The organism is Aeromonas sp. OTU364, assembly GCF_038440395.1.
GTDB lineage: Bacteria > Pseudomonadota > Gammaproteobacteria > Enterobacterales > Aeromonadaceae > Aeromonas.
The window spans coordinates 50,275-76,191 of sequence record NZ_JASATR010000016.1; the positions used below are offsets into that span (position 1 = coordinate 50,275).

At 66.6% G+C, this 25,917-nt stretch carries 16 protein-coding genes; 7 read left to right on the plus strand and 9 right to left on the minus strand.

Annotated elements, in window-relative coordinates:
* Window positions 1-10: 10 nt before the first annotated feature.
* Window positions 11-757: a hypothetical protein gene (locus tag AAHB08_RS15565; protein ID WP_342059424.1), complete on the minus strand. Its 747-nt coding sequence runs from the start codon at window positions 755-757 to the stop codon at window positions 11-13.
* 300 nt (window positions 758-1,057) lie between these two features.
* On the opposite strand from AAHB08_RS15565, the gene AAHB08_RS15570 reads away from it, so the two are divergent.
* The 5 genes from AAHB08_RS15570 (at window position 1,058) to AAHB08_RS15590 (ending at window position 7,349) form a co-directional block, all read left to right on the plus strand.
* Entirely contained in the window at window positions 1,058-2,293 is a 1,236-nt protein-coding gene (locus tag AAHB08_RS15570) for an MFS transporter (RefSeq protein WP_342059425.1), read from the plus strand.
* Between the two features lie 58 nt (window positions 2,294-2,351).
* Window positions 2,352-4,325, plus strand: coding sequence for a siderophore amonabactin TonB-dependent receptor (locus tag AAHB08_RS15575; protein ID WP_139435299.1), 1,974 nt, complete (start codon window positions 2,352-2,354; stop codon window positions 4,323-4,325).
* Window positions 4,326-4,400: 75 nt separating this feature from the next.
* Entirely contained in the window at window positions 4,401-5,417 is a 1,017-nt protein-coding gene (locus AAHB08_RS15580) for an amonabactin ABC transporter permease subunit 2 (RefSeq protein WP_043132296.1), read from the plus strand.
* A gap of 11 nt (window positions 5,418-5,428) precedes the next feature.
* Entirely contained in the window at window positions 5,429-6,511 is a 1,083-nt protein-coding gene (locus AAHB08_RS15585) for an amonabactin ABC transporter permease subunit 1 (RefSeq protein WP_342059426.1), read from the plus strand.
* Between the two features lie 43 nt (window positions 6,512-6,554).
* Window positions 6,555-7,349: an amonabactin ABC transporter ATP-binding protein gene (locus tag AAHB08_RS15590; protein ID WP_342059427.1), complete on the plus strand. Its 795-nt coding sequence runs from the start codon at window positions 6,555-6,557 to the stop codon at window positions 7,347-7,349.
* 58 nt (window positions 7,350-7,407) lie between these two features.
* Here AAHB08_RS15590 and AAHB08_RS15595 read toward each other — a convergent pair whose 3' ends face one another.
* Window positions 7,408-8,133 carry a 4'-phosphopantetheinyl transferase family protein gene (locus AAHB08_RS15595; RefSeq protein ID WP_342059428.1) on the minus strand — a complete coding sequence of 242 codons (726 nt, stop codon included), beginning with the start codon at window positions 8,131-8,133 and terminating at the stop codon, window positions 7,408-7,410.
* A 210-nt stretch (window positions 8,134-8,343) separates the two neighbouring features.
* Between AAHB08_RS15595 and AAHB08_RS15600 the strand changes: the two genes are divergently transcribed.
* A complete protein-coding gene (locus tag AAHB08_RS15600; RefSeq protein WP_342059429.1) occupies window positions 8,344-9,282 on the plus strand; it encodes an iron-siderophore ABC transporter substrate-binding protein in 939 nt (312 codons plus the stop codon).
* Between the two features lie 83 nt (window positions 9,283-9,365).
* Here AAHB08_RS15600 and AAHB08_RS15605 read toward each other — a convergent pair whose 3' ends face one another.
* The 7 genes from AAHB08_RS15605 to AAHB08_RS15635 form a co-directional block, all read right to left on the minus strand.
* A complete protein-coding gene (locus AAHB08_RS15605) occupies window positions 9,366-10,913 on the minus strand; it encodes an amino acid adenylation domain-containing protein (protein ID WP_342059430.1) in 1,548 nt (515 codons plus the stop codon).
* Window positions 10,910-17,182 carry an amonabactin biosynthesis non-ribosomal peptide synthetase AmoG gene (gene amoG, locus AAHB08_RS15610; RefSeq protein WP_342059431.1) on the minus strand — a complete coding sequence of 2,091 codons (6,273 nt, stop codon included), beginning with the start codon at window positions 17,180-17,182 and terminating at the stop codon, window positions 10,910-10,912. Before amoG ends, AAHB08_RS15605 begins: the two co-directional genes overlap by 4 nt.
* A gap of 14 nt (window positions 17,183-17,196) precedes the next feature.
* On the minus strand, window positions 17,197-17,946 hold the full coding sequence (gene amoA / locus AAHB08_RS15615) for an amonabactin biosynthesis protein AmoA (protein WP_342059432.1): 750 nt from the start codon (window positions 17,944-17,946) through the stop codon (window positions 17,197-17,199).
* Window positions 17,947-17,966: 20 nt separating this feature from the next.
* Window positions 17,967-21,056: an amonabactin biosynthesis non-ribosomal peptide synthetase AmoF gene (gene amoF / locus AAHB08_RS15620; RefSeq protein ID WP_342059433.1), complete on the minus strand. Its 3,090-nt coding sequence runs from the start codon at window positions 21,054-21,056 to the stop codon at window positions 17,967-17,969.
* Complete coding sequence (gene amoB / locus AAHB08_RS15625; RefSeq protein ID WP_342059434.1) at window positions 21,053-21,961, minus strand: amonabactin biosynthesis bifunctional protein AmoB; 909 nt, start codon at window positions 21,959-21,961, stop codon at window positions 21,053-21,055. The genes amoF and amoB overlap by 4 nt, the downstream gene beginning before the upstream one ends.
* Before the next feature lie 23 nt (window positions 21,962-21,984).
* Window positions 21,985-23,652 carry a (2,3-dihydroxybenzoyl)adenylate synthase gene (locus tag AAHB08_RS15630; RefSeq protein ID WP_202045228.1) on the minus strand — a complete coding sequence of 556 codons (1,668 nt, stop codon included), beginning with the start codon at window positions 23,650-23,652 and terminating at the stop codon, window positions 21,985-21,987.
* 76 nt (window positions 23,653-23,728) lie between these two features.
* Window positions 23,729-24,904, minus strand: a complete 1,176-nt coding sequence (locus AAHB08_RS15635; protein WP_342059435.1) for an isochorismate synthase — start codon at window positions 24,902-24,904, stop codon at window positions 23,729-23,731.
* 322 nt (window positions 24,905-25,226) lie between these two features.
* On the opposite strand from AAHB08_RS15635, the gene AAHB08_RS15640 reads away from it, so the two are divergent.
* A complete protein-coding gene (locus AAHB08_RS15640) occupies window positions 25,227-25,778 on the plus strand; it encodes a lipoprotein (RefSeq protein ID WP_247626665.1) in 552 nt (183 codons plus the stop codon).
* Window positions 25,779-25,917 lie beyond the last annotated feature (139 nt).

The window sequence follows — 25,917 nt, forward strand, 5'->3', positions numbered from 1 at the left end:
GTCGGCCGCCTCATTGACGGGTGACCCGGATCTGCAGGGTCTGGCGTTCGCTGCCGCTCGCCACCCCGACCCGTGACGGATTGGATAGCGCGGCCCCCTGATCCTCCTGGCTGGTGGAGAGCTCCCCCACCGTCAGCCACTGACCCGGGGCGCCGCTCACCTCGGTGGCGCTCTGGCCGGTCTTGATGTCGCCCCGCTCAAGCCTGGCCTGCTCGCTGCTGAGCGCTATCTGTACCCTGTCCCCTATCAGGGTGGCGGTGGCGTAGAGACCGCTTATCAGCGGCATCATGGCCACTACCCGGCCTCCCTGCCAGCGGTAGAAGGTGACCGGCTGATAGGAGCCCATCTGCAGCAGCACGGGCCGCCCAGACAGGCCGCGCACCTGCCAGTTGTCCTGCTGGGTGCGCTGGTAATCCTCGGCGCCCCCCTCCACCAGCCAGCGCCGTCTGGCGTTGTCATTGCCGACGCCTATTCCCACCTGCCGGTTGCCGGACTCCCCCGCCACCCGCCACTCGATGAGCAGGCTCTGGGGCGGTTGATTGAGCTTATCCAGCACCTTCTCGGCCTCCTGCAACTGGGCGGGCGTCCCGCTCAGCACCAGCTGGTTGCCCATGGCACTGACCCCAAGCTCGGGGTAGAGCTCCTTGAGGGTCTGCACCGCCCCCTCTGCCTCAAACACCGGGATGACCTTCACCTCGGCCTGCAGGGGCAAGGCCCAGAGTCCGCAACACCCGAGCACCCAGCACCAAGCTCTCATCCTCGTCTCCCTCTTGCCGTCTCTCTCTTGCCGTCCCTTTTATCGTCCCTTTTGCCGTCTCTCATGGCGTCTCTCTCATCACTCCTTGCGATCATGGGCCATGGCGCCCCGATTGCAATGGCAAGGGGCAAGCGGCCTGGCCCAGGACGATATCATGAAGGTCCTTTTCCGGCTCGCTTTAGAGCCCAAAGAAAAGACTCATTGAGAGACCACTCAATACAAATAAAAATGGTTATCATTTGTTGTCACGACAATATCCCTCGGATACAATTCGGACTCATTTTTTCGAGTCAGCCTCTGATGAAGCCAGAACCTGTCGTCTCCTCCCCTGCTGCCATCCATCTGGCCCTGCTGATCAACATGCTCTCCATGGGTAGCATGATGATGGTGATGCCGCTCGGGCCCGATCTGGTGACCAGCCTCGGCATGGCACCGGAGCAGACAGGCTACTTCAGCGGCGGCGCCACCCTGGGAGCCGCCCTGACGGGGCTCCTTGCCGCCCCCTGGCTCGATCGGGTCAATCGCAAACCCGCCCTGCTGGTGCTGCTCACCTTGCGTTTTCTGCTGCTGATGGCCTGTGCCCTGGTGCAAGACAGCCAGCAACTGCTGTTGCTCTTCATCCTGTCCGGCTGCGTGGCCGGGCCCCTGGCCGCCATCCTGATGGCCGCCGTGCTGGATCTGGTGCCACCGGCCGAGCGTGGACGCCGCCTCGCCTACGTGGGTATGGCGTTTTCACTTGCCGCCATTCTGGTGGTGCCCGTCGCCCTGGTGCTGGCCCAGTGGCTCGGCTGGCAGAGCCCCTTCCTGCTGTTTGGTGCGAGCGGCCTGCTGCTGGCCCTGATCTGCGCCCGCCTGCTGCCTTCGCTACCGGTCAGCCGCGCCCCGCAGGGCCAGGGGCTGCGCCAGTTGCTGGGCTCGCCGCTCTGTCAGGGAGCCCTGTGCATCCTCTGTCTGCAGATGTTCGGCCACTTCTTGCTGATCCCGCACTTTGCGAACTACTTCCAGTTCAACCTCGGTTTCCCGCGCCAGCAGATAGCCGCCCTCTATCTGTGCGGCGGCCTCGCCAGCATGGCCACCATGCGCCTGTGCGGCGGCTGGATAGACCAGGGCCGCGCCCAGGGCGCCATCTTGCTCACCAGCCTGCTGCTGGCCCTGGTCACCCTGCTCGGCTTCGCCCTGCCGGTCGGCCTGCCCGTCTACCTGCTGTTCACCCTCTTCATGGCCCTGAGCTCGGCCCGCGCCAGCACCACCCTCGCGGTCACCGCCGCCATTCCGGCCCCCCATCAGCGCGCCGCCTTCATGTCCTTCCAGGGCACGGTCACCAATGTGGCGGCGGGCCTCGGCAGCCTGATCTCCGCCAGATACCTGGTCTCCGACGAAGGAGGCGCATTGCACGGTTTCTCCACCCTGGCCTGGATCAACATCGGCTGCGGCCTCCTGGCCTGCACCGGCGTCTGGTTCCTCATCCGGGGACTGGAGCGGACAAGAGATAACAATAATCCTGCCTCTGGTACTGCCAGACAAGGAAGTCAGTGAGCATTTGGGCCCACCGCGCCCTACCCCATAACCTCTGTTTATTCATGGAGTTTTGACAATGCAGTTGCAGCATGGCGTATTTCGTTTGAACCCGATTTTGCTCTCCCTCGGCCTGCTGGCCGTACCTGGCCTGGCCCAGGCAGAGTCGGTCAAGGCCAACGAGACCATGGTGGTCACCGCCACCCAGACCAAGCACACCGAGCTGTCCGCCCCGGCCAGCGTCTCGGTAGTGACCCGTGCCGATCTGGACAAGATGAACGTCAACAACATCGGCGATGCCCTCAAGCACGTGCCGGGCGTCAACATCGTCTCCACCAACCCCACCGGCCGCAACGAGATCAAGATCCGCGGCATGGGGGGTGACTACACCCTGCTGCTGATCAACGGCAAGCGGGTCAACGCCCGCGAGACCCTGGGCAGCGCCTACGGCAACGACTTCGACTTGAGCTCCATCCCCATGGCCGCCATCGAGCGCATCGAGGTGATCCGTGGTCCCGTCTCCTCCCTGTACGGGGCCGATGCCCTGGGGGGCGTGGTCAACGTGATCCTGCGCCAGGCCAAGGAAAAGACAGAGGCTGCCGTCGGTTACACCCACAGCATGCCCACCGAGGGTGATGGCGGCGATGCCAACCAGGCCAGCGCCTATGTTTCCGGCGCCCTGATCGACAACAAGCTGCTGGGCAGCGTGGTGGTGGAAGGCTATCAGCGCGACAACTGGAAGAGCGATCAGTCCAACAACCCGGACGCCGATGCCCTGGAGAAGCGTGAAGTGGTCAACGTGCTGACCAGCCTGAAGTGGCTGGTGGCGGACAACCAGGACATCGACTTCGATCTGGGTTACAACCAGAACGACATGGACAGCTACTTCAACAACGTGCCCCGCGCCCCGACCGCACCGGCCACCCCCCACAACGTGCAGAACCTGGATCGCCTGAGCCTGGGGCTGACCCACAACGGCCGTTGGGAGCACTTCGACAGCCGCGCTCGTTACTACTTCGAGCAGATCGATCTGATGGATGACTCCCAGCTCAATGGCGGCGCCGCCGACATCACCCAGACCAACAACACGGTGGACGGTCAGGTCAGCGGTTACCTGGGTGATCACCTGCTCACCTCAGGCGCCGAGCTGCGCAAGACCGAGCTGGAGCACAGCCGCAACATCGCCAATGGCAGCGTGGATGCGACCCAGAGCGCCGTCTACCTGCAAGACGAGTTCGGCTTCGGCGATCTGGCCCTGACCCTCTCCGGTCGTCTGGATCACCACGAGACCTATGGCACCGAGTTCAGCCCGCGCGCCTACGCCCTCTACACCCTGACCGACGAGTGGGTGATCAAGGGTGGCGCCGGCAAGGCGTTCAAGGCCCCGACCCTGGCCCAGTCCAGCGAAGGCTTCTCCACCACCGCCTGCCGCGGCGCCTGCCAGGTCATCGGCAACCCGAACCTGAAGCCGGAAACCGCCGTCAGCTACGAGCTGGGGACCGCCTACGAGGCCGCGCGCTTCGGCGCCGGGGTGACCGGCTTCCACAACGAGATCGAGGATCTGATCCAGAGCGATCAGTGGGGCCCGGGCTACCGTCCGACCGTGATGACCTACCTCAACGTCAAGGAGGCCCGCATCAAGGGTCTGGAGCTGACCGGCTGGGTCGACGTGCTGGACAACGTCAAGCTGACCGGCAACTTCACCCTGCTGGACTCCGAGGACAGGAGCACAGGGGATGATCTGGCCAAGACCCCGGATCACACCGGCAACCTCGGCCTGGACTGGCAGGCGAGCGAGCTCGTCAGCGCCAACCTGGCCTGGCAATATGTCGGCAGCCAGGTGATCAAGGTGCCGGCCCGCAACTCCCAGGCGTTCACCTCCAAGCACTACCAGACTCTGGACGTGAACACCAACTGGACCGTCACCCCGGCGCTGGACTTCAAGCTCGGCATCACCAACCTCACCAACACCAAGCGTGACGAGGTGGCCACCGACGCCGACTTCATCCTGGAAGGACGCACCGTCTACGCTGGTGTCGATTACAAGCTGTAAGCTCTCCCTGCGGGAGCCCCGAGATCGGGGCTCCCTTTTTGCGTTTCTACTGCCCCGTATCAAAGGAGTTGTTGCGTGCTCAGATACCAAGCACAGCTGTTCTGGCTCGGAGTGCTGCTCCTCTTACTGCTGATTTCTCTGTCACTGGCCACAGGCGCCGGTGTCTATGGTGGCCGCGAGGTCGCCGGTTTCCTGATGGGCGATCCCGCCTTCCTGGCCGATGAAAAACTCGCCATGATAGTCAATACCCTGCGCCTGCCCCGCACCCTGGCGGCCCTGGTGGTGGGGGTCTGTCTCGCGCTCGCCGCCTCCATGCTGCAAAGCGCCACCCGCAATCCCCTGGCCGAGCCCGGCCTGCTCGGGGTCAACGCCGGCGCCGTCTTCGCCCTAGTGATCGGCCTCACCTGGTTTGGCGTCGAATCCGCCTACGGTTACCTGCTCTGGTCCGGTATGGGGGCCCTGCTTGGCAACCTCATCGTGCTCGGCCTCGGCCTCATGGTGGGGCGATCCAACCCCCTCAAGCTCATCCTGGTGGGGGTCGCCCTCTCCGCCACCTTCGGCGGCCTCTCCAACTTCCTGCTGCTCTCCAACCGGGTGGTGCTGGAGCAGTTCCGCTTCTGGAACTTAGGATCCCTTGCCGCCTCCAGCCTGGAGTCCGTGCTGACGGTCACCCCCTTCGCGCTGGCAGCCCTGCTGCTGACTCTGGCGCTCTGCCGCCAGCTCACCCTGATGCAGATGGGGGACAACCAGGCCCAGGCCCTCGGCATCCGGCCGACCCGGGTGCGCATCGGCGTGCTGCTCGCCGCCACCCTGTTCACCGCCTGCGCCATCGCCATCGCCGGGCCCATCGGCTTCGTCGGCTTCCTGGCCGCCTACTGCGCCCGCCTGGTGGAGCCGGTGCGCCTCGCCATCCAGGTGCGCTTCTCCGCCCTGTTCGGGGTGCTGTTCCTGCTCGGTGCCGACATACTGGCGCGCTGGCTGCTGCAGCCGTTCGAGCTGCCCAACGGCGTCATTCTGGCGCTGATCGGCGCCCCCGTGCTCATCCTGGTGGTGCGCAGCGGCGGCTTCCGCTCCCTGCTGGCCGTCAAATAAGGTGCCCTCCCATGAACAACCCCATGAATGACACCCTGACGGGCTCCCTGCCCGGGACCTCACTCCCCACCGGCACCCTGCGCCTGCGCCTCGGCCGCCGCACCCTGCTGCTGGAGCGCCGCGCCTGGCTTATTACCCTCGGGCTGGTGCTCGCCCTCACCCTGCTCTCCCTGCTGGCCCTGACCCTGGGCTCAGGCAAGATCACCATGCCGGGAGTGATCCAGACACTGCTTGGAGAGGGGAGCCGGCTCGACCAGGTGACGGTGTTCAAGATCCGGCTGCCGCGCATCGTCGCCGTGCTGGTGGCCGGCGCCGCCATGGGCCTCTCCGGCTGCCTGGTGCAGACCCTGGTCCGCAACCGCCTCGCCACCCCGGACATGATAGGGGTCAACGAGGGGGCGTCCCTTGCCATCATCATCTTCTCCCTCTACCTGACCCTCGGCAGCTGGCCCTGGTGGGCCGCCCCCTTTGGCGCCCTGTTTGCCGCCGCCGTGCTCTACGCCCTGTGCAACAAGCCGGGGGAGCAGGGCTACCTGTTCGTGGTGATCGGCATCGGCGTCTCCGAGCTGATGAACGCCATCGGCCAGTTCGCCATGTCCACCCAGTCCCTGGTGCACCTCACCAGCCTTTATCTCTGGAACATGGGCAACTTCGTCGGCCAGGGCTACGGCACGGTGCTGCCGGTGGGTATACTCATCCTGCTCATCTGCCCCTGGATCGTCTATCTCTCCCGCGCCCTCGGCGTGCTGCGTCTCGGCCCCGTCACCGCCAAAACCCTGGGGGTGAACGTGAACCGGGTGCAGCTCGGGGTGCTGGCCCAGGCCATCATAGTTGCGGCCCTTGGCACCGCCATCGGCGGCCCCGTGGTCTTTATCGCCATGGCGGCCCCCATACTCGCCTCCTGGCTCTCCCGGGATCGCATAGTGCCGCTCTGGATTGCGGCCCTGTGCGGCGCCCTGATGCTGCTCGCCAGCGACACCCTGGTGCGGGTGCTGGCCAGCCCCCATGAGGTGGCCACCGGCATCATGACCCGCATTCTCGGCGGCCTGCTGCTGCTGTTCATCCTGATCAAAGACAGACAACGGGCGGACTGACCATGCCATTCATCCATTTCCAAGACAGACCGAGGGCCGCCTGATGACGCTCACCGTGAATCGACTCCATTTCGGCTATCAGCACAAGGCCATCTTCAAGGAGATCTCCCTCTCCATCCCCCAGGGCAAGCTGGTGGGCATCGTCGGCCCCAACGGGGGCGGCAAGTCCACCCTGCTCAAACTGCTGGCGGGCCAGGAGCAGCCCCAGTCCGGGGAGATACTGCTCAAGGGCAAGCCCCTGGGGAGCTATGGCATGAAGGCCCTTGCCCGGGAGCTGGCCTACCTGCCCCAGCGCCCCCTGGTGCCGCCCGGCATCCGGGTCGAGCAGCTGGTGCAGTATGGCCGCCATCCCCATCAGGGCTGGTTCACCCAGTGGAGCGAGGAGGACGCCCGCATGGTGAGCTGGGCCAGGGAGCGGATGCAGCTCGATGCCATCTGGCAGCAGAGCGCCAGCTCCCTCTCCGGCGGCCAGGCCCAGCGGGTCTGGCTCGCCATGGTGCTGGCCCAGGATGCGGATCTCATCTTGCTGGACGAGCCCACCAGCGCCCTGGACATAGGCCACCAGACCGAGGTGATGGAGGCCATCCACAGGGTCGCCGCCGAGGGCAAGACTGTGCTCATCGTCATCCATGATCTCGCCACCGCCGCCCGCTACTGCGACGAGCTGATTGCCCTGGGAGACGGCGGCATCCAGGCCATGGGCCCGGCCCGGGAGGTGGTGACCAAGTCCCTCATCGATCGGCTCTACCAGACCGACGTGGACATATTGCACGCCCCCGGCGACGGTGCCCCCGTCATAGTGCCCCGTCGGCGTGTCGACCATGCGCAGTCGGCCTGAGCCGGATAGCAAGAAACCGCCTGATGGCGGTTTCTTTGTCTGGGTCAAAGCCTCACTCTCATAGCAACAATGCGGTGAGCACGCCCCCCGGCAGCGGCTGCCAGCGCAGGGTGCAGCGCCAGCCGGCCGGCAGGGTCGGCGTCAGCGGGACCTTCAGCTCGAGGGTGAGGCTCTGGGCCGTCATCCCCAGCCAGCGGGCATCGAGAAAGTCGAAGTAGCGCCCCACCCTGGGATGGAGCGCCTTGAACAGGCTCTCCTTGGCGGAAAACACCAGAGTCAGCCCTCTGGCCCTGTCCAGCCCGAGCGCGCGGGCCCCGCCCTCCAGTCGCCCCCACTCATCCTCATCGACTATGCCGGGCCAGAGCTGACTCCCCTGCTCCGGCCCCAGCCAGGCCTCCAGATCCAGCCCCATGCCCCCCTGTGCGGGGCGCACCCCGCACAGCGCCACCCCCTGCCCCGCCAGCTGGCTGTGGCTGATGCTCCCCTCCATTCCCGCAGGCCAGAGGGGCTCCCGGGCGCTCCCGATGGCCACGCTGCATCCCGCAAGGCCAAAGGGGCGCAGGGCCTCGCGGGCCGCGAGGCGCCCGGCCAGAAACTCCCCCAGCCGCTTGGGGGCCGCACGCTGCAGGCTGGCGGGCAGCGCCATGTCGTGGGCCGCGAAGCAGGCGGGGGTAAAGGCGGCGACATCGAAGCAGATGCGATGCAGGGTCAAGGGGGGCGTACCCGGCAGCAGCAGGTGATCCCGTTGCAAAAGGAAGGCGGTGAGAGGGGATAAGGGGGGCATCTGGGCTCCTCGCAATGGCGCCTCATGGTATCAAACCCCCCAGGGCAGACACCACAAATACAAATGACAATGTTTCTCACTTGCGCTTCTGTGATAGCATGTCCCCGCCCATTTGGACCCCGGTTTTAGGCTGACTGGCAGGCACGACCAACAGGGGCCGCCCTGCATGGGCCAAGCGTGCCGCCGATTTCACCCATTAAGGATGTAACCATGAAGATCTCCTCCCCCCTGGCCGCCGCGCTCATGCTGGCCAGTCTGGTCGGCTTTCAGGCCCAGGCAGGCACCCGCCAGGTGCTCGATGCCAACGGCCAGACCCACACTGTCCCCGATGCGCCCCGGCGGGTCGTGGTGCTGAGCGAGCTCGATCTCGACAGCGCCCTGACCCTGGGGGTGCAACCGGTCGGCACAGTCAACGGCCGCGGCCAGTCCACCCTGCCCCGCTATCTGCTGGACATGGCGGGCAAGGAGATCCAGGTGGTCGGGGATCTGGACAACCCCAATCTGGAGAAACTCATCGATCTGGAGCCCGACCTCATCCTCACCGGCCAGACCAAGCCCGAACTCCTGGCCCTGCTCAAGGAGATAGCCCCCACAGTCGTCACCGGCAACTGGGGCGAGCCCTGGAAAACCGTGTTCAACCGCAGCGCCAATGTGATGAACAAGGAGGCCGAGGCCAAGGCCTTCCTCGCCCGGTATGACGCCCGCCTGACAGAGGCCCGCAGCAAGCTCGCCAAGCACCAGGGGGAGCAAGTGAGCATAGTGCGCTGGAACCCCAAGGGGCCTAGCTACATGCATGGCGGCACCTTCGCCAGCAGCGTGGTCACCGAGATGGGGCTGGCTCGCCCTGCCCACCAGATCGGCGACAAGAGCCCCCACTCCCCGGCGCTGAGCCTCGAATCCCTCAACCTGCTGGACGGTGACTGGCTGGTGGTCGGCACCCTGAGCACCAGCGGCGATGCGGTGGATGCCATGAAGCAGGCCGAGCAGACCCCGGCCTTCCAGCAACTTGGCGCCATCAAGGGCAAGCGCTTCGGCGCCGTGGACGGGTCGCTCTGGACCTCCACCGGCGGCCCCCAGGCGGCCCTCAAGGTGATCGACGACGTCGAGCAGCTGCTCACCAAGCCGGACGCGGCTCCCATCGCGCACTGATCCCCATCTCGGTTGACTGCCAACAAGAAGCCCGCTTGATGCGGGCTTCTTTGTTTATCAACGCTTGCGAGCAACGGGCAATGCTACTCCGGCAGGGGCAGCGCCTTTCTGTCCAGTTTTCCGCTGCCGGTCTTGGGCAGGGCATCCAGCAGGATAAGTCGCGCCGGCACCATGTAGTGAGGGAGCGTTGCCTGCAGCCCCTTGCGCAGGGCCAGGCGATGGAGGGTCACCCCGCTTTTCGCCTCCACATAGCCCACCAGCATGGCCTCGTCCCCCTCGCCCACCAGGCGCACCGCCGCCTCCTGCACCCCGGGTTGACGGCGCAGCCCCGCCTCCACCTCCCCGAGTTCGATGCGAAAGCCCCGCAGCTTGACTTGATCGTCCCGCCGCCCCAGATAGAGGAAGCTGTCCGCCCCAAGCAGTCGCACCCTATCGCCGGTGCGATAGAGACGATGGCTCCCCAGGCGCAGGAAGGCGGTCGCCGTCAGAGCGGGCTTGCGCCAGTACCCCTCGCACAGGGCCGGGCTCTCGATGCAGAGCTCACCGACCTCCCCTTCCAGCACCTGCTGCCCCGCCTCGTCCAGCACCCAGTGGCGATAGCCGGGCAGGCTGTGGCTGATGGTGATCTGCCCCCCAGCCGGTGGCCAGCGCACCTCGCTCACCAGGGACCAGACGGTGGCCTCGGTGGGCCCGTAGCAGTTCCACAACCGCCGGGTGCGAGCGCAAAGCTGCTCGGCCAGCCCCATATCCAGCGCCTCGCCGCCGCACAGGGCGGTGAGGGTATCGCCCCCCTGCCAACCGGCCTTGAGCAGCATGCGCCAGCAGGCCGGGGTGGCCTGCAGGACGTTGATGGAAGGATCTGCCGCCAGCAGGGCCAGCATCCCCAGGGGATCCTTGTTGTGCTCGCCCCCCGCCACCGTCAGCCTGCCACCGCCCCAGAGCGGCCCCAGCATCTCCAACAAGGAGATGTCGAAGGCAGGGGTGGTGATAAAGAGCCAGTGGCAACTCGGGGGGAGTCCTAGCCGCTCGCGGATCCCGTCGAGGAAACAGAGCAGGGCCCGGCGGCTGATGACCACCCCCTTGGGCTCGCCGGTGGAGCCCGAGGTGAACATCATGTAGGCCGCCAGGGCGTCGTCCACCCTGGGCCAGGAGAGAGCCCCGCCGGGGGCCGGCCCCTTGAGGGGGCGCAGGGGGCAACCGAAATCCGGGGTCCCCGCCTCCTCATCGCAGATCACCGCCGAGAGCCTGGCCTGGCGGGCTATCCCCTGCAGCCGCTCCAGGGGAAAGTCAGGTTCGAGCGGCACGAAGCAGAGGCCGAGCCGCAGGCAAGCCAGCAGGCTGGCCACCAGATCCGGGCTGCGGGAGAGATAGAGGCCGACCCGCTCTCCCACCGCCAGCCCCTGCAGGCGGGCGGCGACGTGCTCGACCCGCCCATTGAGCGCCCCGTAGCTGAGCCACTGCCCTGCGTTTTCACCATCACGGGTCTCTGCCATTTCCACACTCATGCCCACGCCCAGGCGAAGGGCGGGGGCCAGCGGGGTGGCGGCGAGGCAAGCCGCCAGCCGAGAGCCGAGGGAGTGCTCCCTGGCCCCGGCGCCCACCCCCTTGCCTGAGCCTATCGCCATCGTCATAGCACCTCCTCGGGCTGGCGCACCAGCCAATGGTTGAACAGCCGGCTGGGGGAGCCATATCTCTTGAGATCCCCCAGGGTGAGGGGGACCCGCCCATCGGCAAAGGCCTCATTGAGGGCCGCCAGCAGGGCAAGCTGCTGCACCGAGTCCACCCCAAGATCCTGCAGGCTCTGCTGCCAGACCCCTGGCACACCGCAATGACGCTGCCACAGTTCCACCAGGGAGCGGGCCGCCACAGGAATGTCAGCCGGGCAGGGCTCAGCCCCTGCGGCGCGCGCGGCCACCTCTGTCGTCAGACTCGGCACCTCGGATCTGGCCGATTGCGCCAGACTCGCCTGCGCCAGCCATTCCAGCTCTCTTATCCAGTCGGCCAGCACGGCCTCGGCCTGCACCATGGGGATCTGATCCCCGTCGAACTCGAGGCGCAGGTTGAGCTGGCCGCCACGGGCATTGACCACCAGGGAGAGCGGCAGCTCCACCTTCTCCACCACCGCGCCAAACTGCGGCACCAGCTGGTGGGGCTCGGGGGCGGCAGGGGCCGCCGGCATGGGGTAGTTCTCGAACACGAACAGGCTCTGGAACAGGCGCGCCCGGCCTTTGGTCAGCGCCGCCAGGGACTGGGTGCCGTGCTCGTTGAGGGCCACCAGATCCATCTGCAGCCTGGCGATATGCTCGGCCAGGGTCAGCTCGGTGCGCCACGCCAGGGCCAGGGGCAGGCTGTTGATATAGAGCCCGACGCTCTGGGTGATCCCCTCGATGGGGTAGTCCCGGCCCGGGGTCACGTTCCCCACCAGGGTGACGGCATCGCCCGAGCGGCGTGCCAGCAGGCGATGCCAGGCATATTGGGCCAGCAAGCCCGCAGTCACGCCAAGATCGCGGGCACGGCTCTCCAGCTGGCGCGACAGCGCCGGTGCCAGAGGCTGGCCGCACACCGCAGGCCGATGCTGGGTATGGCGCCGGGTCAGCTGGGGATCCAGCGCCACCCCGAACAGGCAGGCGAGATCGTTAGGCTTTGTTAGCAGCTCGCCACGCCCCTGCCAGTAGGCGTCGGCGCTGCGGGTCTGGCTCGCGATATGGCGGCCAAATTCGAGCCAGGCGGTATCCGGATCGCGCTGCGGCAACAGGCCGTTCATCAACGCCTGATAGCCGCGATGCAGCGCCCCCAGCAACACGGGTCCGCTCCAGCCATCCAGCACACAGTGATGGGCGCTGAAGACAACCTTGTGGTGATCGGGGGCCAGTTTGAAGCAGGCAAGGCGCAGCAGAGGGGCCTGCTCGAGCGGGATCGGGCGGGCCAGATCCTGCTGCCGATAGGCCTGGATCCGTGCCTCTGCCTCTCCCACCGCATCTCCCACCTCAGACAAGTCCTCATAGTGGAACGGCAGCTCGGCGCGCTTCATGATGCGCTGCAGCGCGACCCCGTCCGCCAGCACCAGTTCGCTGCGAAGGGCCGGCCAGCGGGCGATCTGCCCCTGCCAGGCCTGACGGTAGACCGCAACGTCCAGCGGCTGGTGATAGTCGATCTCGGTCTGCAGGTGATAGGCCGTGTCACCGGGCACCAGCGCCCTGTGATGGAACATGCTCTGCTGCAAGGAGGTCATGGGCAGCAGGGTCTCCACCTCGCGCCCGGCCAGCACCTGGTCCAGCGCAGCTTGGGAGAGTCCCAGCCCCGGGAAGTCGCTCGGGGTGTGGCGCGGAGCCGCCCGGGTGCAGCAGTGTTCCACCAGCGCCGTCAGGTTGTCCGCCAGCCGCGCCATCAGGGCGTCGCTCCCTTGCTGGTTGAGGGCGCCGACCTGGCGCAGGGTGAGGCGGCCATCAAACACGCCCCCGTGCAGGCTGATGAGCTCCCGCGGCAGGTTGTCCGGGGACGTGGGTGCCCCCGGTGCCACGGGCAGGGGCTGCCAGGGCTGAGCGGCCTCGCCCTGATGGCTGACCCCCAGATAGTTGAAGACGACCAGCGCCTGGGGCAGTTCCTGCCCGCGAGGGTGGTGCAGACGCAGGGCGTTGAAGCCCACCCCCTTGTCCGGCACGGCGCGCAGCCGCTCCTTGGTGGCGCAGACCAGCCCATCCCAGGCCCCGGCATCCTCCAGCGCCAGCGGATAGGTGCTGGTGAACCAGCCCAGGGTACGGCTCACATCGAGTTCGGCATCGATGGCCTCACGGCCGTGCCCTTCCAGCATCACGCAGTGACGGCTGCCGTAACCCTGTTCGCTCAGGGTACGAGTCAGTGCCGCCAGCAGCAGGTCGGGCACCCGGGTGAAGTAGGCCTGGTTGGCGGTGTCGATGAGGCGGGCCGTGGTCTCCTGACTCAGTTGCAGCAGGCTGGCGGCGGCGCGGCCATCGGCGGCACGTTGCGCCGAGAGCAAGCCTGACTCGCAGCCCGCCCCCTGAGCCAGCCAGAAGCCCATCTGATCCTCTTCCCGTTTGGCGTAGGCCGCCAGCCCCTCGCCCCACTGGCGATAGCTGCTGCCCTTGGCGGGCAGCGGCTCGCCCCTGCTCACCCGAGCGAGATCCTCGGCCAGAATGCGCCAGGAGACCGCATCGATCACCAGATGATGGAAGGCGAGGAAGAGCCCCTCCACCGTCTCACCCTCGAGGGAGAGATTGCGCAGGCGGGCCCAGGCCAGGGTATGGCCGCTGGCAGGGTCGAAATCTCCCTGCAGCTCGCTCAGGCGGGCCTGCAGCCCGGCCTCATCCAGGCTGCCGGCCTCCAGGGTCGGCAGCGGCGGCAATGGCAGTTCGGCCAGATAGCGCTGGCCGGCCGGGGTCACCGCCAGGCGCAGGGCATCGTGGTGCTGGCGCAAGGCATCCAGCCAGCCGCGCAGGGCCTCGTCTTCCACCCCGGCCGGCAGGCGCAGTATCACCCCCTGGTTCCAGTGACCGGACTTGGCAAAGCCCTGCTCGAAGAACCAGTGCTGAATGGGGTGGAGCGGGAACTCGCCGGTCAGGCTGCCCTGCTCGCTCCTGTGGCTGACCGCCTGCTGCTGGCCGAGCTGGCGGCAGAGGCGGCGCACCGTCTTGGCTTCGAACACGTCCTTCACGCTGCAGTGCAGCCCCGCATCCCGCAACCGGGTGGTGAGCTGGATGCTGAGGATGGAGTCACCGCCTAAGCGGAAGAAGTCATCCTCCACCCCGAGGGGCTGCTTGAGCACCCCTTGCCAGATGGCAAGCACGGTCTGCTCCAGTGCGTTTTGCGGCTCACCCTTGCTCTGCTGCCAGACGATGGCGGGCAGGCGGCGCAGGTCCAGCTTGCCGTTGGGGGTGAGCGGCATCTCGGGCAGCCAGCAGAGCCGCGCCGGCACCATGTATTCGGGCAGGCACTCGCCGGCCCGCTGCAGCAGGGCATCGCCGTCGGGCTCGTTTTCCCCGGCCTGCAGACAGGCGTAAGCGAGCAGGCGCCCCTCCTGCACCACCACCTTGATCTGGCGCATCGCCGGGCACAGCGAGGCAATCTGGGTCTCTATCTCCCCCGGCTCGATGCGATAGCCCCGCAGCTTGATCTGCTCGTCAATCCGGCCCAGATACTGGATGTTGCCGTCGCGGCGCAGTAGGGCCCGATCGCCGGTGCGATAGAGGCGATGGGTACGATCAGCCAGCGCCAGCTCGATAAAGGCCTCCTGGGTGCGCTCCGGCAGATTGAGGTAGCCGCGGGCCAGCCCCAGCCCCGCCAGGCAGAGCTCGCCGGGCACCCCCACCGGGCAGAGGTTGCCCGCCTCGTCCAGGATCAGCGCCTTCAGGTTGTTGACGGGTCGACCTATGGTGATGGGCGCCCCCGGGGTGAGCCGCGCGCAGAGCGCGGTGACGGTACACTCGGTCGGGCCGTACATGTTGAACAGTGCCACCCGCTCCCCCCAGCGCTCCACCAGGCTGCTCGGGCACGCCTCGCCGCCAAAGCCGATGGCCTTGAGGGAACCGAGATCCGCCGCTGGCAATAGATTCGCCAACAGCGCCGTGGGCAGGATCATATGGCTGGCACCGCAAGCGATGGCGGCGCCGATCACCCCCTCGCCCGGCTCGCCGAAGTGCAGGGCCGCGCCGCAGTAGAGCGGCAGCAAGCTGGTCATGTTGCCCGCATCGAACGAGAGGGACATGCAGTTGAACATGGCGCCATTCTGATCAAGGGCGATGCGCTCACCGTGATCCGCCATCAGATTGACCAGGCTGCCCTGCTCCACCATGACTCCCTTGGGCAGGCCGGTGCTGCCGGAGGTGTAGATGATCTGGGCCAGCATGGCAGCGTCTCGAGGCAGTGCGGGCGTGCTGGTTGGCATCTTGTCCAGCGCCAACTGGTGCAGGTCGTGATACGCGGCAGTCGTGCCCGCCAGCGCCTCGCCAAGCCGCGGGTCCGGCACGCCCCCCAGCACCAGGCTGATGCCAGCGTCGGTGAGGATATGGGCCAGCCGCTCGGCGGGATAGGCCGGGTCCAGCGGCACATAGGCCGCCCCCGCCTTCCAGCAGGCGAGCAGCGCGATGACGAAGGCGACATCGCGTCTGGCCTGGATGCCGATGGCGGCGCCCGGGGTGACCCCCTGAGCCTGCAGCCAGTGGGCCAGCCGGTTGGCACGCACCTCCAGCTCGCCATAGGTCAACGATTGCGCGCCGTCGCTCACCGCCAGCGCGTCCGGTAACTGAATAGCGCGCCGCTCGATATGACAGAGCAGGGTGTCGCGGCTCGGGTAGTCCGGCGGCAAGTCGGCAAGCTGTGCGGCCATCGCCGCCTGGTCGGTGCCCGCCTCCAGCGGCAGTTGCCAGATGTCGGTCTCGGGGGCCGCCACCACGGCGCGCATCAGGTGCAGCAGGCGATCGGCAAGCGCCTGGATGGTCTCTCGCTCGAACAGGGCGGTGGCGAACAGCCAGTCTACCCGGACGGAGTCCATCAGCTCGGTCACCTTGACCGAGATGTCGGTCTTGGCCGGCAGCACCGGCGAGGTCTCCTCCACCAGCTGGCAACCGGGGATGAGATCGTTGAAGTCCACCTTGGCCTGATAGACCAGCATGATCTGGAAGATGGGGTTGATGGCGGTGGTACGATCGGCGCCGATGGCCTCGGCCAGCGCCTCGAAGCGGTAGAGCTGGTGATCGAAGGCCGCCAGATCCTCCTCCCGGCACTGCTGCAGATAGTCGACAAAGCTGGGCCGCCCTGCCAGCTGGGTTCTCAGCACCAGGGTATTGACGAAAAAGCCCACCAGGGACTCGATCTCGTGGCGCTCGCGATAGGCGAGCGGGGTGCCGATCACCACCTCCTTCTCGCCGCTCTGGCGCACCATCAGCAGGGCAAACAGGGCGTGCAGACCGATGAAATTGGAGGTGCTGTGGCGCTGGCACAGGCGCTTGAAGCTATCCCACAGCGCGTTGTCTATGGTGGAGAAGACCAGCTCGCCGCCACTGTCCTGATGGGCCGGGCGCGGCTTGTCGAGCGGCAGACCGTGCACCTCCGGGCTGCCACCGAGCCGGTCGACCCAGAACGGCTTGAACTCGGCGTGATAATCGAGAAAGCGCGGCGAGTTGAACCAGCGGGCATAGTCGATGTAGGTGAGCGGCAGCTCGCTCACCTGCAGGGGTTCGCGGTTCTGGTGGGCAAGAAAGGCGCGCTTGAGATCCGCGAACATGTTCTTGACCGACCAGCCGTCGGAGATGATGTGGTGCTGGGTGATCAGCAGCACGTGCTCGCGGCTGCCGAGGCGGATCAGGTGCACCCGGCTGAGATCCCCCAGGGTCAGGGAGAAGGGACGCCCTATCTCCTCGCGCACCCGGCGGGCCACATAGGCCTCACGCTCGGCAATGGGCTCTGCGCTCACGTCCTCAATCTGCAACTTGAAGGGCGTGTGGGGCAGGATCTCCTGCGCCCCCCTGCCCGCCTCGTCCTTGATAAAGCGGGTACGCATGCTGGGGTGGCGGGCAAACAGGTGGTCGAAGGCAAACTCCAGCGCCGCCGTGTCCAGCTCTCCCTTCACGCGAAAATAGACCGGCATATTGTAGAGGTGGGAGGCCTCCTCGTACTGCTCGATAAACCAGAGCCCGCTCTGGGAGGACGAGAGCGGCCCCTGCAGGGCGCCCTCGGCATCACGTTGCGCAAGAATGGGCGCCTCGAAGGCGGCGCGGGCCGCCAGGCAGCGCACCAGCTCATCCTTGTGGGCCTTGATGGTGGCGCCGATGGCCGGCGTCACCGCCTCCTTGCTCGACTGGGAGATAAGCTGGCCCTTGTCGTTCAGCGCCAGCTTGACACCCTGCCGTTCCAGCTGTTTCAACAGCAAAATCATATTGTTCATCTGTTTCTCAAGCCTCAGGCACTCAGGGTGGCGCCGCCGTCGACGACCAGATCCTGCAGCGTGATGTGGCTGGCCAGATCCGAGGCCAGGAAGAGGACGGTATGGGCGATCTCCGCCGGGGTGGCCACCTTGCGCAGGGGGATGCCGAGCTTGAACTGCTCCGGCAGCCCGGCAATGGTACGGGCCATGGCCTCCTCGCTTGGCAGCATGCCGCGCAGCATGGGGGTATCCGTCGAGCCCGGCGACACCAGGTTGGCGCGCACGCCGAAGGGGGCCAGCTCCAGCCCCACCGTCTGGGTCAGGCTGGTGACCGCCGCCTTGGAGGCGCAATAGGCTGCCATCTGCATGCGCGGCACATGGGCGGCGTTGGAGCCGATGGTGACGATGGCACCGCGCCGCTGCCCCTTGAAGTGGGGCACCAGGGCCCGCAGCAGATAGAAGACGCCGCTGGCGTTGACCGTCATGCAGTCGTGCCAGTCGTCATCGCTCAGGACTTCGGTAGAACCGAGGCGCAAGACCCCGGCCCCGTTCACCAGCACATCCAGCCCGCCGTCCGCCAGCAGCGCTGTGCAGCAGGCGTTGACCGCCTTCGAGTCGCCGATATCGAGCAGCCGGGTGGCATAGGGGTAGTCCGCTTCGGGAAACGCCAGATCCAGCCCCACCACGATTGCGCCGGCCGCCACGAACTGCGTCGCCACCTCGCGGCCGATGCCGCGCCCGGCCCCGGTTACCCAGACCCGCTTGCCAGTGAAATCAAAGGCCATTGCTTGTTGCTCCTTGCTCATCACCACACCATCTCCACGCTCTCTTCGTCCTCGGAAAGCAGGCCGTCGAGGAAACGGCAGAAGTCATCGAGGCGCGGGTGATCGAACACGTCGGAGACCTTGACCTGCACCCCGAACTCGGCGCCGAGCCGGTTGACGATCTGGATGGTCTGCAGGGACTGGCCCCCCAGCTCGAAGAAGTTGTCGGCGGGCGCCATGGTGGCCAGCCCCAGGATCTGCTGCCAGATGGCGCCCACCCGGTTCTCGGTCTCGCTGCCAAGGGTCAACGCTTCGCCCCCCGCTTGGTAGGCGGCCAGCAGGCCCTTGCGATCCAGCTTGTTGGAGCCGGTGCGGGGCAGCTGGTCATAGTGGCGATAGTCGGTGGGGATCATGGCGGCAGGCAGCACCCTAGCCAGCTGCGCCTTGATGACCCGGCTGTCGCGCTCCAGCCCCGCCACGAAGGCCACCAGCCGGCGTACGCTGCCGATGCTCACCCCCTGCACGCAGGCCTCGTCCACCCCCGGCAGGGCCAGCAGCTGGGCCTCCACCTCGCCGGGCTGGATGCGATAGCCGCTTATCTTGAATTCGTTGTCGCGCCGACCGAGGTAGACCAGCCGGCCAGCCACCAGGCGCACCCGATCGCCGGTGCGATAGACGGGCACATCCTCCTCACCGATCCGCAGGGTGCCAAAGCTCCCTTGTACGCCCCCCACATAGCCGTTGGCCAGCTGCGGGCCGAGCAGCACCAGTTCACCCTCGCTGGCGGGTTGATCCCCCGCCCCCAGGATGAGCGCCTTCATGCCGGGCAGCGGCAGGCCGATGGGCAACTGGGCCTGGCTCGGGTCTTCCTGCTGCAGCTCCTGGGTGGTCACCACTACTGTGGTTTCGGTGGGGCCGTAGGTGTTGAACAGGCGCACATCGGCGCGGCCCTGGCGCTGCCACTGGGCCAGCTGCTCGGGGTAGACCGCCTCGCCGCCAATGATCACGGTGGCAAGGGATGCCGGAATGTGGGCCTGACCCGCCGTCAGCGCCACCACCCACTCGTTCCAGAACGCGGTGGGCAGGTCGAGGTGGGTGATCCCCATCTGCTCCACCCCGGCCGCAAAGGCGGGCATGGATTCGAGCAGGGCGTCGGTGCGCAGCACCAGGGTGGCACCTGCACTCAGGGTGGCGAACACCTCCTCGATGCTGGCGTCGAAGTTGAAGGGGGCGAATTGCAGCATCCGCGCCCCCTCTCCCAAGTGGTAGCGGCAGCGGGCGGCGGCGGCGAAGTGATCCAGCGCGCCGTGGCTGACCGCCACCCCCTTGGGCAGACCGGTGGAGCCCGAGGTGAACATCAGGTAGGCGACGGCGCGGCCGGCGGCCGGCTGGTTGAGCCGATCGCCGCTCACCAGATCCCCCGCCAGGAGGGTGCGCCCCTCGAACAGGCTGGCCAGCTTGTGACGGTACTCGGCCTGGGTGATCAGGGTCTTGACCTCCCCCAGCCGCAGGATATGGCCCTGACGCTCCAGCGGCTGCTCGGGATCGAGCGGCACGTAGACGGCGCCCGCCAGCAGCACCGCCAGCTGGGCGAAGATGGCCTGGGGGGTGCGGGCCAGCATGACTCCCACCTTGTCGCCGGGGACGACGCCTTCGGCCTGCAGGGCGGCCGCCATCTGTTCGGATCGGGCCAGCAGCGCCTCGTAACTGAAGCGGGCCTCTCCCTGCTCCAGCGCGATCTTGTCCGGGGTCTGGGCGGCGAAGTGGCAGAGCGCCTCCAGCACCGGCCGCACCTGGAGAGCTTCATGGGCGAGGCCAGCGATCAGGGCGCTGGCTCGCTGCTCGGCCAGCCAGTCGGCCTTGAGCGCACCCAGGGTCTGGGCGGGCTCGGCCAGCCAGCGGCCCAGCAGGGCAAACAGGGTATCGGCGATGGCTGCCAGATCCGCCTGACAGTAGCAGCCGGGGTTGGCGTCCAGATCCAGGCGTGGCTGGCCATCGACGCCGACCTGCACCTCTATGGTGAGATCCTCCACCGGGCCGGCGCTGATGTTGAGAATATGGGCAGATAGCGGCCCGAAGCGGCGAGCGTGATCGAACGGCATGATGTTGACCAGGGGGCCGAACAGGCGCTTGTCGCCCCCCACCAGGCCAAGGTCGCGGCGCAGCAGCTCGTAGCGGTAGTGCTGGTGTTTGCGCACCCCGCGCTTGGCCTTGGCCACGGCGCCGGCGGCTCCCGCCAGATCCAGTTCTTCACCCAGTGTCAGCGCCAGCGGGGTAATGTTCATCTGCATGCAGGGCACGGTCAGCGACGCCGAGCCGATGCGGTTCATCATCATCAGGCCGAGCAGGGTCTGGCCCTGGCCGCTCGACAGCGACAGCTGGGCCGAGAGGCCGGCCAGCAGCAGATCGGGCCAGCCCAGCTTGTGCTCGTCGGCAAAGCCGGTCAGGGATTGCCACAGTGCCGCCGGCAGCGGACGGCTCTCGCGGATAAATTCGGCCGCGATGGGGGCTCGGGATTCGCTGAAGGAGCGCACCTCGGGCCAGCCTTGCAGCTGCTCCTGCCAGAAGGCGCGAGCGGCGGAGTTCTTGCCACTCTGCTCACGGCTCGCCTCTTCCGCCAGCACCTCCGCCAACGAACCGAAGGGGGATGGGGAGTTCATCTCACCGGCCAGCCCCTCTGCATACAGCTCGGCGATGCGCTGGAACAGCAAGGTGGTGCCAAAGCCATCGAGGGCGATGTGGTGAACGCAGCTGTAGAGGTAATCGCGGCCGGGGCCGCGCAGCAGGGCGAAACGGCAGGGCGCTTCTTGGGTCAACTCGAACGGGCGGCGCAGATCGGCCCAGGCCCAGGCGCGGGCCAGCGTCTCGTCATCGCGCTCGAGGGAGACCTCGTCATAGGCCAGGGGCAGATCGGCCGGGACGAAGCAGACCGCCTTCTTATCGTCTTCGAAGTGGCCCTTGAGTGCCTCGCACTCCCCCACCGCCTTGGCAAGGGCTGCGGCCAGCACGGCCGCCTCGACCTTGCCGTCGAAGGCAATGCACTCGGCGGTGTTGAACATCGCCTTGTCGTCATTGAGCAGATGTCCGGACCAGAGCCCCTGCTGGGGGATGGTCAAGGGGAAGCGGTTCATGGGGTCACCTCCAGCGCCTGGGCTGCCAGCTTGGCCTCAATGAGGCGCCACCAGCCGTTGAGGGTCGGCAGCTTGGCGAGATCCACGAAGCCGAGCTCCACCCCGGCGGCGCGCCACTCGGTGAGCAGGGCCATGATCCGCACCGAATCCAGACCGTAGTCGATGAGATTCTCGTCAGGGTCAAACTCATCTTCGTCCTCGTCGATATGGCTCAGCAGCCGCGCCTTGAGCCCCTCATACGTCAGCAACGGATTGGTCTGGACGGCAGAAGCGGCAACCGGCGCAAGGGCCAGCACCTCCTCGCAGCGGATCACCTTGCCGCAGCGGGTCGCCACGTAGTCGAGCGCCATCTGGTGGTCGGCCAGGGAGAAGTCCGCCACCCCGTCCGCCAGGAAGAAGGGCTGGATATCGCGCATGAAGGCGTCGCAGGCGGTCATCATGCAACCGATATGGCCGTAGATGCCGCCGATGATCAGCTGATCCCGCCCCAGCTCTTTGAGCATCTGCTCGAGCTCGGAGCGCTGGAAGGCACTGTAACGCCACTTGACCAGCACGGTGTCGTCCCGCTCCGGGCGCAGCGCGGCCACCACCTGCTGTTGCTCGGGCCGTTTGTTGAGCCCCGGGCCCCACATGTCGTTGAGCAGGGCGCGATCTTCGGGGGATTGATCCTTGGGCTGGGCGGTGTAGAAGACCGGAATGCCGAGGGCCTTGCACTGCTTGCGCACGGCGGCCAGGTGCTCGGTCAGGGCCGCGATCAGCGGGCTGTTTTCGCCGTAGAAGGCGGTGAAGTACTCCTGCATGTCGTGGATCAGCAGGGCGGCGCGTTTGGGGCTCAGAGACCAGTCGACCTTGTTGGCCTTCCACTGGCTGGGCATGGCGTAATTGTTCAGGGTTGGGATAGCCATAACGTCATGATTCCTTTTTAGTTTTATGCTGTTGTCAGGGACTGGTTGGCGGCGATGGCGTGCGCAATGCGCGCCCGCAGCCCCTGCTTGTCAATCTTGCCCACCGCCGTCATGGGCAGGGCGTCCAGGGTTTCGAAACGGTCGGGCAGCTTGAAGTCCGCCACCCCGCGCTCGCGCAGAAACTTGCGCAAGGCCAGCGCCTTGAGACCCGGCTCTGTGGTGACGATAAAGGCGCAGCTCTTCTCCCCCATGGCGCTGTCGGGCATGGAGACCAGGGCCGCATGGGTGATGGCCGGGTGGTGCAGCAGCTGGTTTTCCACCTCCTCCGCCGCGATCTTCTCGCCGCCCCGGTTGATCTGATCCTTCTGTCGCCCTACCACGGTGAGGTAGCCATCGGCATCCTGTACCACCAGATCGCCGGAGCAGTAGAAGCCCTCGGCATCGAACACCCGGGCGTTGTGGGCCGGGCTCTGGAAGTAACCGCGGAAGGTATAGGGGCCGCGGGTGTGCAGGGCGCCAGGCTGGCCGGGGGCGACCGGGTTGCCCGCCTCATCGAGGATGCGCACCTCGTCGTCCGGGCTCATGGGGCGACCCTGGGTGTGAATGACCTTCTCGTCGGGGTCGTCCAGCCGGGTGTAGTTGACCAGCCCCTCCGCCATGCCGAACACCTGCTGCAGCCGGCAGCCGAGCAGCGGCTCTATCTTGCTGGCCACCGCCTCCCCCAGCTTGGCGCCGCCCACTTGCAGCAAGTCGAGGCTCTCGAGTTGGGTGCGCGCAGTGGGATCCGCTTCCGCGGCCTGCAGCCAGAGGGAGACCGCCGGCGGCACCAGCGAGGTGAGGTTGACCCGGTGGCGGGCGATCAGCGGGAAACAGCTGATGGGGCTGGGATCGGGTGCGAGCACCACGGTGCCGCCCGCCTCGAACACCCCCAGGGCACCCGGGGAGCTCAGGGGGAAGTTGTGGGGGGCCGGCAGGGCGCACAGATAGCGGGTATGGGGCCCCAATTCACAGATTTCGTTGCTGCGGCGCACGCTGTACAGGTAGTCGTCGTGGGTGCGCGGGATGAGCTTGGGAGTGCCTGTGCTGCCGCCGGAGAGCTGGAAGAAGGCCACCTCGTCCGCCGGGGTCGGGCCAAAGGCGGGAGATGCTGCGCCATCGGTATCCAGTTCCCCTAGCCAATGGGCCAGGCTCAGCTCACCCGCCTCCCCATCCAGCAGCACCAGTTCGGCGCCCATCGTCTGCAGCAATTCGCTCTGACGGGGGTTCTCGGCAAAGAGCGGATGCCCGGTGGAGCCGATAAAGAGGCGCGGTGTGATCTGCTCTGCGTAGGCGGCAAGCTCCAGCCTATTGTGGCTAAAGAGCGCGTTGACCGGCGCTATGCCGGCCTTGAGCAGGGCGAAGAACACCAGATAGAACTCGGCCACGTTGGGGAGCTGCACCAGGGCGGTATCCCCTATCCCCAGGCCGTGGCGGGCCAGATTTGCGGCCAGCCGACTCGAGGCGGCATCCAGCTCGCCATAGCTGAAGCGGCGCTCGCCGCAGAGGATCGCCTCGGCGTCGGGGGCCAGCCCGCACTGACGCGCCAGCATGGCGGTCAGCGGCTCGCCGCGCCAGTAACCCTTGGCGCGGTACTGCTGGGCCAGCTCTTCAGGCCAGCGGGTATAGGGCAGGAAGCGGTTAGACCGAGTCATGGCGCCACCTCCGGACCCAGGCCCAGGGCTTTCAGATTCGGCTGCCCGCTCGGCCAGCCCAGATATTGAAGCTGGCTCATTGCGCCACCTCCAAATCCAGGCCCAGGGCCTTGAGCATGGTGCCCAGCTTGGTGCCGGTCTCGGCCCACTCCATGGCGGGATCCGAGCCCGCGACTATGCCGGCGCCGGCAAACAGCTCGACCTGATGGCCATCGAGCACGCCGCAGCGGATCACCACGGCCCACTCGCCGTTGCCCTGGCTGTCGCACCAGCCGACGATGCCGCTGAACAGGGCGCGCCGGAAGGGCTCCTGCTCGCGGATAAACTCGCGGGCCAGATCCGTGGGGTAACCGCACAGGGCCGGGGTGGGATGGAGCTGGCAGGCAAGCGACAACACCGAAGCATCGCTGCCGTGCAGCCGGCCCGCTATGGGGGTGCCCAGATGCCAGAGGGTGTCCGTGCTCATCAAGGAAGGGTGGGAGGGGATCGCCAGCTCGCGGCAGTGAGGCGTCAGCACCCGGCGGATCTCGTCGATCACCAACTTGTGTTCATGCTGATCCTTGCGAGAGGCCAGCAGCTCCCGGGCCACCGCCTCGTCCTGCGCCGGTTCGCTCGCCCGTCTGGCGGAGCCCGCCAGCGGGTGGGTGAACACCTCTCCCCCGCTGACCCGCAGCAGCAGCTCCGGGCTGGCGCCAAGCAGGCGGCGGCCCTGGCCGAGCGGCAGGGAGAAGTGGAAGGCGTGGGGATTCTGGGCCATCAGACGGGCCAGCACCCGCTTAGGGTCGGCGGGCTGATGCAGGGTAAGGGTGAGCTTGCGTGACAGCACCACCTTGGCGAGCTTGCCTTGGGCGAACGCATCCAGCGCAGCACTCACCGAGGCCTGGAATTCGCCAGACGCCGGGGTGCTCTGCACCGAGATGACACTGTTGGTCTCGGCGGCCTGCTCTGCCGCCTGTGCCAACGGGACAGGACGATCGCCCCGCTCATAGCGGCCGGGCACATAGAGACAGGAGGCTTCCGCCGGGTCGAAGGCGAAGGCGCCGATCAGCAAGGGATTGGCCTGGCCGGCGGCCCTGGCGGCAGCCAGCGCGTCGGCAATCTGCTGTTCTAGCAAAGGCCATTCACAGGCGGGGGTGGTGATGGGCTGGCCCAGGTCAGTGGCACTGATCGTGCCCTGACCCGAGGTAAACAAGAAATCAGGCGACATCTTCGCCTCGGCAGGTGCGCCATTTTCCATTACTCGAGTATTCACGTTACACCCTCAAAGAAGATTCAAAATGATAATGATTATCAGTTTGACTTTGTGCGGCGGTAAAATACTCGCTTTGAAATCACGGGGTCAATGGGATTTTGAGTCGATAAAACAGGGGCTTTTCTGTGGATATTAGTGCCATGGCGCCGTGGCGGGCCTGCTGGCGCAGGGGATGACAACGCTACTCGAATGAACACGAATTGCCATCCCCATATGGGGGATGCGACAGAAACGGGACGAGGGAGCCCCCACTGGCGGCCGACCCGCTTTGCCCCTAAGATGGCGCCATCCGTTGTTGCCACCCATTTGATGGAACCTTCCCATGTTAAAGCACCTGCTTCTGCTCCCCTTCGCCCTGCTGCTGGCGGCCTGCTCCCTCACCCAGTACAGCGTCAGCGAGGGCGAGATCAACCAGTACCTCAAGGAGCGAGTCGCCTTCGAGAAACAGCTGGGGATCCCCGGCATCATGTCGAGCAAGATCCGCCTGGACGACATGGAGAGTCGCATCGGTCGCAACCAGACCGACAGGGTCGAGCTGGATGCCGCCGGCGATCTGCAGGTCGCGAGCCCCCTTGGCAGCCAGCAGATGAAGATCCGCCTCTCCCTCAGTGCCCGCCCGGACTATGTGGCGGAGCAGGGCGCCATCTACCTGCGTGACCTCGAACTCATCTCGGTCAAGACAGAGCCGGCCGACGTGGGCGCCGCCCTCACCCCGCTGCTGCCCACCTTCAACCAGTCGCTCTCACTCTTCCTCTCCCAGACCCCCGTCTATCGGCTCGATGGCAGCCGCAAGAACGAGGCGCGTATCAAGGAGAAGGTCGAGGCCCTCAAGGTGGAGCCGGGTCGCCTGGTGATCCCCTTCAAGCTGATGTAACCCCTGCCGCCGCGCCCCCCTATTCCCGGGACCCGGGGCGCGGTTTTTCGCTTCTAAAGTTCTCTCCCTTGCCTCATAATGCACACCATTCTCATTTAGATTCATGAGAAGCGTCATAATAAAATCAAACATATGGGTG

Excerpts from the sequence above, each read along its gene's own strand:
- AAHB08_RS15590 (WP_342059427.1), top strand. The coding sequence starts at position 6,555 with ATGACGCTCACCGTGAATCGACTCCATTTCGGCTATCAGCACAAGGCC.
- amoA (WP_342059432.1), bottom strand. The coding sequence starts at position 17,946 with ATGGCCTTTGATTTCACTGGCAAGCGGGTCTGGGTAACCGGGGCCGGG.
- AAHB08_RS15575 (WP_139435299.1), top strand. The coding sequence starts at position 2,352 with ATGCAGTTGCAGCATGGCGTATTTCGTTTGAACCCGATTTTGCTCTCC.
- AAHB08_RS15570 (WP_342059425.1), top strand. The coding sequence starts at position 1,058 with ATGAAGCCAGAACCTGTCGTCTCCTCCCCTGCTGCCATCCATCTGGCC.
- amoF (WP_342059433.1), bottom strand. The coding sequence starts at position 21,056 with ATGAACCGCTTCCCCTTGACCATCCCCCAGCAGGGGCTCTGGTCCGGA.
- AAHB08_RS15640 (WP_247626665.1), top strand. The coding sequence starts at position 25,227 with ATGTTAAAGCACCTGCTTCTGCTCCCCTTCGCCCTGCTGCTGGCGGCC.
- AAHB08_RS15605 (WP_342059430.1), bottom strand. The coding sequence starts at position 10,913 with ATGACGATGGCGATAGGCTCAGGCAAGGGGGTGGGCGCCGGGGCCAGG.
- AAHB08_RS15630 (WP_202045228.1), bottom strand. The coding sequence starts at position 23,652 with ATGACTCGGTCTAACCGCTTCCTGCCCTATACCCGCTGGCCTGAAGAG.
- AAHB08_RS15565 (WP_342059424.1), bottom strand. The coding sequence starts at position 757 with ATGAGAGCTTGGTGCTGGGTGCTCGGGTGTTGCGGACTCTGGGCCTTG.
- amoB (WP_342059434.1), bottom strand. The coding sequence starts at position 21,961 with ATGGCTATCCCAACCCTGAACAATTACGCCATGCCCAGCCAGTGGAAG.
- AAHB08_RS15595 (WP_342059428.1), bottom strand. The coding sequence starts at position 8,133 with ATGCCCCCCTTATCCCCTCTCACCGCCTTCCTTTTGCAACGGGATCAC.
- amoG (WP_342059431.1), bottom strand. The coding sequence starts at position 17,182 with ATGAACAATATGATTTTGCTGTTGAAACAGCTGGAACGGCAGGGTGTC.
- AAHB08_RS15585 (WP_342059426.1), top strand. The coding sequence starts at position 5,429 with ATGAACAACCCCATGAATGACACCCTGACGGGCTCCCTGCCCGGGACC.
- AAHB08_RS15600 (WP_342059429.1), top strand. The coding sequence starts at position 8,344 with ATGAAGATCTCCTCCCCCCTGGCCGCCGCGCTCATGCTGGCCAGTCTG.